This window comes from Enterococcus sp. AMC1251 (assembly GCF_058216535.1).
Map to the genome: position 1 here is coordinate 57913 of NZ_CM177098.1, position 11082 is coordinate 68994.

Here is an 11082-nt window from a genome sequence, read left to right on the forward strand (position 1 = left end):
GTTGTTTCATACGCTAAAACCCAATTAATAGAGGGGGGCAGAATCTCTTGTTCTAATTTTTATTTATAGTTTTTGCTCAGTATAAGTATTGAATCGTGCGACCCATTCTTTTTTTCAGTGAGGTTATGACTAGCTAATGGTTGTTTTTCTTTTTTTATTGAGCGAGGTTTTATGTTACAACCATTTTTTTCAGCAATTTTTTTTAAGTGTTTTATATCTTTCGTTATATCCCATATTGTATAAAGTGAAATTGAAATACAAAGTAAAAATATAAAAGTAACAAGTATAAATTCAATTTGATTAAGCATTTAATCATCCCTCATGTTTGTATTTATGGGCAGCTCCCACATAAGCTAGTCGTTTGTTAATTTGCTATAGAAGTATTACGCAGCTGAGTAGCAAGTCAACTAATTTTACTATTCGCATCCTAATATATCTAAAATAATCTGTGCATGCATACCAGCACCGATAGGGAAAGATTCTTCCATAATCTTAAATTTTGGATGATGATTCATAAAGCCGCAACCTTGTTCTTCAGTTCCGCCACCTAGGAGAAAGAATGCTCCAGGTTTGACATCAGTATAAGCAGAGAAATCTTCAGCACACATCATTTTAGGTGCTTCAAATATGTTTTCTTTTCCAATGATTTTTTTAGCAGCTTTTAATACTAGATCAGTTGCGTTGCTATCATTTAACACTGGGCTATAGCCCAGCAAATAATCCAATTCATAGCTTGCGTCGTACATTTTACAAATACCATCAACGATGTCCTCAATTCGTTTTTTTATAAACACCCGAACTTCCGGATCGTTTGTTCTAACAGTTCCTTTGATTTGTGAGGTATCAGGAATGATGTTGGCTTTCTTGCCCGCAGTGAATTCTCCAATAGAGATTACTGCATTGGAGAAGGGACAGATATTTCTGGCTACAACGTTATTTAAATTATTGATAATTTCTACACCAATCAAAATTGGATCAATAGAAAGATTTGGTGTGGATCCATGCGCTCCTTTGCCTTGGATCTTTAACGTAAATGAATCAGAAGCGGAACTAGCAGCACCTTTTCTAATGCCAATCATGCCAACAGGAATTGTTGGCGCAATATGCAGACCGAAAATCATATCTACATCATCCATTACGCCTGCTTCAATTAATAATTTTGCACCACCGGGTGGTTCTTCTTCTGCTGGCTGGAAAATAAATTTAACAGTTCCAGCAATGCTGTCTTGCATCGTGGACAGCAGTTTCGCAGCGCCTAAAAGCATTGCCGTATGTGTATCATGTCCGCACGCATGCATCACTCCAGGGTGTTCAGAAATAAAATCCACATCAGCTTGTTCCGTAATTGGCAACGCATCAATATCTGCTCGTAAAGCAATCGTTTTTCCGGGTTTATTTCCTTTTAGAATGGCAATTACACTATTCTCTGTCAATGAGCTAACTTCTAAATTAGGAAAATTGGCTAAAACTTTTTTTATATATTTAGCTGTTTCAACTTCATGAAAAGACAGTTCAGGATGACGATGCAAATGTCTTCTCCATTTGACCATGTCCGCTTCTGGCATTTGTTCTTGAATGTTTGTCAATGTGCATTTCTCCTTACAATTATATTCTAGAATCGCTCTTATGCGAAATGTAACCCCTTTTATGAATACTATTCTGCTTCAGCTATGTTATACAATTGATATTGAACAACGCCATTTAGCGCATCGTTTACTTTCAATAAATTTTCTTTGTCCTCAAAAGAAAGAGAAACATCCTCTATATTTTCCGTTAAATCGCCCACATTATTTTCCAATGTCTTATCTGGATCTGAAATTACAATCTTACCATCTTTTCCAACACCAACTAATTCATTGTTGTTAATCGTGAATGAAGTAACGGCATATTTTTTGGAAGGATTACGTGCCAAAGATAATTCATTGTTTTTAACACTCGCTCGAACATACCATGATCGATCTAACCTTGAATTGTAGACTGATATTTTATTTTGCTCGTCTGGTTGTACATTTAAAGAATATTTTTCTTGTTGAATTTTTGCCTTGAAATTATATGCTGCAGGGACTTCATTAAGAGATAACGACTGTTGCCAGGGATCATTTGGGTTCAAGTTATCAACCGTTAGTTCCCATTTATACGTCCCAGGTCTTGATCCATCATAATTAGACAGAAATTGATCGGAAGTACCGACTGTTTCATTATTTAAATTGCTGTAAATCCAATTTCCTGAGAATCTGCTACTATCTTTAGGAATTGCAGGTAGTGCAGTATCTCCATTTGAGAATACAGAATTTGGTCCTAATTTCAGATTATCTAATTTATTACAGTTCATGAAAATATAAGAAGAGTCTATTACTTTAGACGTATTAAAAGTACTCAAGTCTAATGTCGTTAAACTAAAACAGTTATGGAACATCATCGTCAGATTTGTTACATTTGAGGTGTTAAAATGATTCAGATCTAGACGTGTCAAACTACTACAAGTGTCAAACATATTTCGCATACTTGTCACCTTAGACATACTTACTTTTTCCAATCCTTCTATCTCAACTAATTCAGTTAAAAGACCAGTTGTATACTTGTCAGAAAATAAATATTCTGAGTTAACGGGTGCATCTACGTTAGAAGTAAAACGAATTTTTTTAATTTGGTCTGCTGGAATACGGCTATATTCCTTAGTGTTCCATGGAGAAGTATTATAGTCGCCTAATACTTTACCTTCTAAAAATGTCAATGTACCTGTTTGATTATCAAACGACCAGTCAACATCTCCCCAACGTGGTAACTTTTCTTCCCAAACGTAAGTTCCTGGCGCACTCCCATCATATGTTTGAATGAAGTTTGAAGAGCTTCCCATATTAATGCTTGGCTCATCTTGTTTTATCCAAGAGCCTGTATATTTTTCATTTGTTGGAATATCTGGTAGTTTAGGATCCATATTAAAAATGGATTTTTGACCTAAAATGATTGTATTTAATGCAATACATTTATCGAACATATTATCAACAATCTTATTGTGAGAATTAAAGTTGCTCAAATCTATACTTTCTAAACTAGTACACCCCAGAAACATATTAGGTATAGCCGTTTCTTCAGGCATATTTAAATTAGAAAAATCGTCTATTTGTTTTAAGTTAGTCAAATAATTGTTCTCACTGTATTGGCTAGAAAATAAATACTTTGATAGATGAGGTGCTTTCACATCAGAGGTAAAAATAATTTTTTCTATTTTATTACTTGGAATTTTTAAATAATCCTCTCTATTCCAAGGAGATGTTACGCTTTCTCCTAAAGATTCGCCATCAAGGAAGGTCAAAATACCAGTAGACTCATCAAACGACCAGTTAACGTCTCCCCATTTTTTTGTGGACTCAATGTTAGGTTCTATAGAACTATCTTCTGATTCTGAATCGGGTATAACAGGCTCAGAAGGTACTGTACTTTCTTCTGAGTCTAAGGTTTGGTTATTCGTCTCAGACGGCTCTGTACTTTCTTCTGATTCTGAGACGGGTGTCTCAGAATCAGAAGATGGTATTTCTGGAGGCTCTTGATTGATTTCAGATTCTTTTGTATTGGTTTTTTCTAAAGTATTTTCTGCAACTGTTTGTATGGGAATACTAAAGTTGCTAATTAACAGGATAGAAACAACTAAAATATTAATTTTTGTTCTCGTTTTCATAGTTCATTCCCCCAAATTACTTAAAGTATTTCTTTGATCAAATAATAGCGTTCATTTTTTAGCGCTATTCATGTTTCAGATTTCTAGCTTTTTTTATTATTTTAGGAATGAGAAACAGACTAAGTGCAATGAGCAATAAAATAGTCAGAAGTGCAAAATTGTTCGTTTTTTTATTCACTTTATCGATCGTTAAAGTATTGATTTCTTTGGCTTTCTTTTTACTAACATTGAAATCTTCTTTAAACGACCAAGTATTTCCTTTGGCATCGCTTGCTTCTAAGTCTAACCAGTAATTTCCAGCCTCTATTTTTTGATCATGCATTTCAATAGCGAGTGGGAAGGTTGAATTTGGGGCCAATTCCATATCGCTATCATATGTAGTTTCATAAAAAAGAGTACTTGTTTTTTTATCGAATATTTTAGCTTGGTACTTTATATGTCCTATTGCATCCATTGTTGGATTTTCTAATAAAGCTATCACACTAGGCTTTCCAAAAGCAACATTTGGTGTTACGGATAGTAAACTCACTTCCCTTGGGACAATAGTGTCTGTCTCAGTTAATTTCAAGCCTAAAACGTAACTGACAACGTTACTGATTTGTTCTTTTTCCTGTTCGGGCTCTTTTTTAGTGATCAGAATACTCGATAATATTTGACCATCAAAGGAATTTTTGGGCATTTCTAATGTAATTTTTATAATTTCAGATGCATTCCCAGCTATTGTAATCTCGTTGTCATAGCTAGCAATATCGTTTATTTTATATGGAATCGTTGCTTGATTCTCTGGCATTTTTGATGTGTAGTCAATAAAGCCTTGGTTATTTGTATATGCTTGATTAACTTCTACTTCATACGTACATTCTTGTGCAGAAGTGTTGTTGATCAAAACAGAAATCGTTTGTGTTTGATCTGGTTTCATGCGTAAATCAAAAAAAGTTTGTCCCTTATCCATTTGATTATCAGGTAGGATTGCTTTTACATCAAAGCCTACTTCTCCACTTTCTTCAGCTTGTACTGTATTAAAAGGGAGTACACATAATGCTAAAATAATCATTTTAACAGCGAAAGAAACAGACGGACATTTCATAAATATCTCCTTTATAGTGAAATAAAGTTTACAAAAACTATGGATAAGTTTTATAAACTTTATTTCTTTTTTGAATGGATTACTTTGGTATTACTACATTATATAATTGATATGAAATGGCACCTGTTAATTTATCACCGGCAACTAGGCTTGAATCCTTGTCAGTAAATTTTATACTTGCTGAGTCAACAGTTGTTTTGATGGTTCCTGTATTATTGACTGGTTTCTTGTCTGCAACAGCTTGTGCTACAATCCCAGAAGCACCAGATCCGACTAATTCAACATCATTCACTTTAAATGATGTAACATCTAAATCAGCACCGTTGTTAGTATGGATTACGTTATTTTTTACTAGGGCTTTAACATACCAATCACGTTTCGAATGACTATTAAAAACGTTAATTGATTGGTCCGTTAGCGTAGATGTTATTGTATATTCTTGGTTTTGAAGTGATGATTTGAAGTCATAGCTTGTAGGTACTTTATTCAATGTCAAGAATTTTTGGTGTTCATCATTTGGATCCACCACTTCTGGATCGGTTGGTTCAGGACCTGTCGTTCCTTCTTCAATAGTAACATTCACTGGAGTTTCTTTCTTTTGACCAGCAAGTTCATCATCTGCGAACGCTTTTATAGTTGATCCTCCTAGAATTATTGAGCTAAGTAAAACAACTCCTACTAATTTTGTTGATTGCATGTTTAAATTCCTCCAAAATAGATATGATTTTATATTAAATAAAAATTTAATAACAGTTTAAGTTGCTTCAGAAACAGCAGATAAATAAATGGATTGTCGAGCAGAGTAATTCCCTTGTGGAGCATTTTCTGGTAATTCAATGAATAGTTTATGTTTAGGGATAGTATATATATATTCTTCAGAATATAATTTGTTTTTTTGAGAAAACAATAGATGTTGTTGATTATCTTCAATAATTGCTGGAAAAGATTCATAGTCTTTTTTAGTTAATTCCCCAGTTGATGTATGTAATGTTCCTTCTCCAACGTGGAAACGAACACCTGGCAGAATGTCGTCAGCCTCGTTCTTAAAAAAATCAATAGAGTAATATACTTTGAATGAATTTCTATTTTCAATTCGAAGATCTTTTATTTTGATCGATAAGTCAGTAGTAGAAATCAACTTTTGTTTATTTCCATCAATAGAATAAGTATCGAATTTAGGGGAGCTAACCTCGCTAATAGAGAGAGTTTTGGGTGTTATTTCGATAGTTATAGGACTTTCATTTTGTTGAGCGGGTAAGGTTTGTGCTTCCCCAGTTACGCTAAATGGGATAAGAGAGAGAAAAACTAATCCCCACCAGTTTTTTTTTCGTTTGTTTATACAGTATAAAAATGAAATGACCATCAGGCCTATTAATACTAAAAGTATACCCCGATGTTCGTTTGTTCGGGGAAGTGTTCCTTTTTGACGCTCGTTCGTTTTTTCAGGGATGGAAAACTGAATGGTTTGATCTTGTCTGTCGTGAACCACTTCTTCTGCTAGTGCAGGTGTAGATATGCATAAAATGCTTGCGAAAAGAAACAAAAGAAGTATCCTTTGTTTTATATTGAATCGTATAGTCATTTTGTTCTCCGTTCTTTACTTGTACTATGGGTATAAGTAATAAATTAGTTGTTTGAATCGTTGAATAATAAATCGTAGTCGATAGTGGGCAAGTATCTTGGGTGTAAATAAATATAAAGGTATTAACGACTCAGTTTAGAAATTTTGTTTTTAAACGTGAGCAGACAAAATAAAGGCCTTTTATGAAAATTTAATCCTTTGATGCATTTACTTTATTGCCAATGATGATAGTTACATGTACGTGATCACTAAAAGTTGTCGCCCTATTTTGTTTGTTAATTAAGTATATTTTCATTAAAAAAGCCTTTTTCTACTTAAATTCTATATTTGATGTATAATTGATGTATAGAATAAGAATTACTATCATAGATAGGTTAAATAATATCTTGGAATTGTGTATTCCACGACAATGCGATAGTCGGATCGACATGAAAGGGTTTCAATTCCTTATCTGACGGTGGGTTGACGGACTAAAAATGTAAATCGATTGGCTATTTTGAGTCACTTATAGCCCAAGGAAGATTGTTTAAAATTCAATTTATAGGGGACAAAAAAAAGAGACTGATACAAAACATTTTGAGTTTTGTATCAGTCCGTAATTTTTTTATTCTGATTGCTTTAACTAATTACTTTTTCCATCTGTTGAATGGTTAATTTTCGTTGATCGAATAGCGTGTCTGTATATACATCTAAGGTCATCTTCGCTGATGAATGACCTAGCAACGCACTTATGGAAGCAATATCTCCCTTAGCTTCTAAACAGCGTGTCGCAAACGTGTGTCTTAACTGATGGAAATGAACATTTTCTAGTCTTGCTTTCTTTCGAATGCGATGGAAGTGATACGTAATCAGTCGCGGTTCTATTGGCCGACCGCTTTTCATAAATAAAAATTCGCCATCTGTTTGTTTTTTCCAATCTTTTAGCCACTGAGTGGCTTGTTTAGATAGAGGGATTGTTCTTTGAGAAGAGGCTGATTTTACTTTTCCTAATGATAAAGTTGTCTTTTTTTGGTCATTTGCTAATGGTAATCGTTGGTATGTCTGGGTTACGCAGATAACTTTCTCTGAAAAATCAATATCGCTCCAACGTAATGCAGCCAATTCTCCAATCCTTAGCCCTGTATGCAGAGCTAATAATACAGGTAAGCCATAATAATCTTGGCTTGCTGCTTGTTCTAGCATTTTTTGCTCGTTTCGAGTAAGTGCACGGATCATTTTCTTCTCCATTTTAGGTAAAGAAAGGTCTGTACAGGGATTTTCTTGTAGTATTCCTTGTTGAACAGCGGATTCTAAAACCATTTTAAATACGCGTATGATCACATGGATGGTTGTTGGAGATAGCCCTTGGTTTAACCAACGGGTAACAGACAGCTCAAGGGTTTGACGCTCAAGTTTCATTAGTGTTTTTTCACCAAACAACGGAATCACATATTTTTGTAATTTATGTTGATAACTAGAAAAAGTAGAGTCTCTAAGTTGCAATCGTTGTTCAGATAGCCAAAATTGAATCCATTCCGTCACTGTACCTGCAAAAATAGTCTGTTCTTTTTTTTCTGTTTGATAAATCATTTTTTGAAGAAAAACTTTTTGCCGTGTTTCTGTATATGTTTTTCCATAAACATACCCATAAAAAATTTGTCCATTGGCTTTTCTTCCTTTTTTATATCTGCCTTCCCAACGTCCATCTTTTCGCTTATAAATATTTTCTCCTCTACGACTCATTGCTAATTCCTCCTTGTAATAAGTAGTCTCATTTGACGGCTAGTAAGACGGCTTAAAAAATAGATGTTCTTTTTTTAATAATATAAATATATTAAAATAACAACTATTATGTTTAGTTATCTGTTGACAAACCATGTTGAACGCATTATAATCACTATTTGTAAAGGTATTGATTATATTTATAAAAATAACATATAAATCAAACTGCTATTTAGCTTTAAGATAAATATACTTTACAAACAAAGAGATAGTTTATTGTACATGGATTGATTAAAACAAAAAACAGAAACCATTTTAAGCGTAATGTCGTGGAATACACAATTCCAAGACATTAAAAGCGTTCTGAGGTTGTGAAATTTTTATAAGTATTTTGTCAGTGGATGTTAGTAATTAATTGAATTAGAGTTAGTATTTTGATTATACTTTTATTCCATCCTTAGAGTTTGAAATGTTATTATCATCTGATTAATTATTATCATACGGTATCCCTAGGGGTATCGTATTTATTTTGTAAAAAAGTTTCCCAAATCTAAGGGGAATTACTTTCTAGATGTAAATGTACCTAGAGATCCATCTAGGTTGCTGTATAGAAATAAATGAATAAGGCATCAGTCTTGCAGTCAAGAAGAGAGTGAGACAAAACTAAAGAATAGTTTTGCGCACCCTCTATAATCTTGATACGTAGCAAGTATCTTTCATATTTTTAGTGATGTAGAATTAGAAATGGTTATTTATAGTAGCAATTTATTTTTAATTTTTATTTTTTGACTATTTAGTATTGTTTTTATCTAAATAAACTATGCGCAATACCTGGAGCCCAGTTTGGGTCTCCGTAATTTTGATGTGTATTTAGTACCGTATAAACTTTTCCGTTATGGACTACGTTCTCACCTGCTGTATATAAGACAGGATTTGAAAATGAGCCGAGTGTCCACTCTTTAGTATCGCTAGGTGTTTTTTGTTTTGTTTTGATTGATAGTGGCTCACTACTATCTGAGGTATTTCCATTAACACTCACTGCTTTTATTGTGTATTTATATGTTGTATCTGCTTTTAAACCTGTATCTTTAAAGTTTGTTTTATCTGTTGTTGTAATTTTTGTTCCATCTCGATAAACGTCATACTCTTTGATACCTGATGGGTGACTTGAAGCATTCCACATCAGATCAATCGATGTTTCTGTTGTTTCTGTGGCGCTTAAATTAGTTGGGGATGTTGGCTTTTGGTTATCGGGTACATCGGATGTTATATTTCCCTTATACAAAGAGAAGGTGCCGTCGGAATTTTGGACTTTAATTTCAACTGTATCTGAGTGGGAGAGCGTAACGTTTGTTTCCCATACATTTTTAGAAAGGGAACTATTATTTGTTTTATGATTATCTAGTTCAGAAATAATTTCGCCGTTTTTTAGTAAAATAAGCTTTTGATCTTTGTAGATATCTGTATCATAATCTGTTAATGTCACTTTCACACTTGAATCAGAAAGAGCTACAGATTCAAACATTTTCATAGGTAATTTCTTAGTCACTTTATTATCATTGTTCCAGATATCTTCAGGTAAAGAAGGGTATTTACTCATTTTGTCTTTCATATCGGAAGAAACTTGAAATCCCCACTTTTCAAAATAAGGAGTCATATTATAGCCAGTAATATCAGAAACATTTAAAATGAAATATTTCATACGATCACTATTTTCTGAATATGCTAGTTCATTTTCGCGGTAGTGTTGATGAAGAATAGGGTAGAAATTAGGTCCAAATGTATTGGATAATTGTCCAAACATTGCCGCTTTAACTTCATCACTTTGTGAATTAAACTCTCTATTTTCTTGATTAAGATAGACGTGCATTTTAGGATAGATTGAATCAAGCCAAGTCACTCTGCCATTGAATGCTTCTTGAGCAGCCATTGAATAAATGTTTACCACAGATTCTGTTACGGCGCTCCACTTCCAAGGGCTCTGATGTCTTTGATGTCCACTTTCATGCCAAATACCCCATCCCCAATAACCATCAGCTTTCAATAATCGGGTGAGAGCAGCATCTCCATTGAATCCCATATATTCATGAGTGGTAAGCATGTACATTCTATTTATTTCTACAAAGTGTTGAAAATGCCGATCTGGGCGATTTGCCTCTCTGCCATTGTCCTTGATTCCTGAAACTTTATCTTGAGCAAGCAAAAATTTGTCATAATTTTCCATTAGCTCTTTCGGGTCATCCAAATATTTTTTTGCCTTTTCATAACTAACGGTTATAATGGCTTTGTTACTCACTAATTGAACGTCTTTGGCTTTGTTTTCTGCCTCGTTCATTTGTTGTTGGAAATCTGGTACAGAAGTTTTATTTAAATCGAAATAAGGCATCACTCCTGTTGCACCAGAGATTGTTACAGTGGCGCTACCTTCATTATTTGGGTTGATTATATAAATCGGACCTTCATTTTCTACAGTAATGGTATTTGATCCTATTTTTAAATTATATTTTTTTTCTACATTTCTTTCTGGTGATCCTATAACTAATGTTAATGACTCTTGATTATTCACGTCAATTGTTAGTACATCCCCTTTTTGAGCGTACAGTCCACTTGTTTCTAATCGGGAATAACGTAGTGTTCTACATTGGCGAATGCGTTCTTTCTCTTCATCTCCTCTACCAAGAAATTCCTTGGTAATGACTGCTTTTTTTTGGTTATTATCAGAATTAAACGATGATTGTGCGAATTGTTGTTGAGAGCTATTTTGTTCTTCTCCAAATGCAATTTGAGCTTGTAAAGTACTAAAAGATAGTACCATACCTAAATATATTAGTTTTTTTGAATTCATTGATTTTTTTTGTCGTCAAAAGTCTATAGATAGAAATAGCTAGAGGAGACAACTATTTCTATCTATAAATGTTACAATTTTTGACGGAACAAATCCTCCTATCGGTATATTTTTTACATTGTAATCTTTATGGTGGTTCAATAATTTTGTTGTAGTATTTGCTTTCTAGTACAACTATTTTCGTGAAG

Annotated in this window: 7 protein-coding genes; all 7 read right to left on the reverse strand. The window is 33.6% G+C overall.

Translation table 11 applies throughout. The annotated features are described in order from the left end of the window. Window positions 1-416 precede the first annotated feature (416 nt). The 7 genes from AC4BBR_RS00240 to AC4BBR_RS00270 all read right to left on the reverse strand — a co-directional run bounded on the left by AC4BBR_RS00240 (window position 417) and on the right by AC4BBR_RS00270 (window position 10894). Window positions 417-1586, reverse strand: coding sequence for an amidohydrolase (locus AC4BBR_RS00240; RefSeq protein ID WP_490460611.1), 1170 nt, complete (start codon window positions 1584-1586; stop codon window positions 417-419). 68 nt (window positions 1587-1654) lie between these two features. Further along, a complete protein-coding gene (locus tag AC4BBR_RS00245; RefSeq protein ID WP_490460612.1) occupies window positions 1655-3679 on the reverse strand; it encodes a BspA family leucine-rich repeat surface protein in 2025 nt (674 codons plus the stop codon). Window positions 3680-3743: 64 nt separating this feature from the next. Beyond that, window positions 3744-4766: a WxLIP family cell surface protein gene (locus AC4BBR_RS00250; RefSeq protein WP_490460613.1), complete on the reverse strand. Its 1023-nt coding sequence runs from the start codon at window positions 4764-4766 to the stop codon at window positions 3744-3746. Window positions 4767-4845: 79 nt separating this feature from the next. Further along, complete coding sequence (locus AC4BBR_RS00255) at window positions 4846-5463, reverse strand: hypothetical protein (protein ID WP_490460614.1); 618 nt, start codon at window positions 5461-5463, stop codon at window positions 4846-4848. A 57-nt stretch (window positions 5464-5520) separates the two neighbouring features. Further along, entirely contained in the window at window positions 5521-6348 is an 828-nt protein-coding gene (locus AC4BBR_RS00260) for a hypothetical protein (protein WP_490460615.1), read from the reverse strand. A gap of 618 nt (window positions 6349-6966) precedes the next feature. Then, window positions 6967-8070 carry a tyrosine-type recombinase/integrase gene (locus AC4BBR_RS00265; RefSeq protein WP_490460363.1) on the reverse strand — a complete coding sequence of 368 codons (1104 nt, stop codon included), beginning with the start codon at window positions 8068-8070 and terminating at the stop codon, window positions 6967-6969. A 784-nt stretch (window positions 8071-8854) separates the two neighbouring features. After that, complete coding sequence (locus tag AC4BBR_RS00270) at window positions 8855-10894, reverse strand: M60 family metallopeptidase (protein WP_490460616.1); 2040 nt, start codon at window positions 10892-10894, stop codon at window positions 8855-8857. Between the last annotated feature and the right edge of the window lie 188 nt (window positions 10895-11082).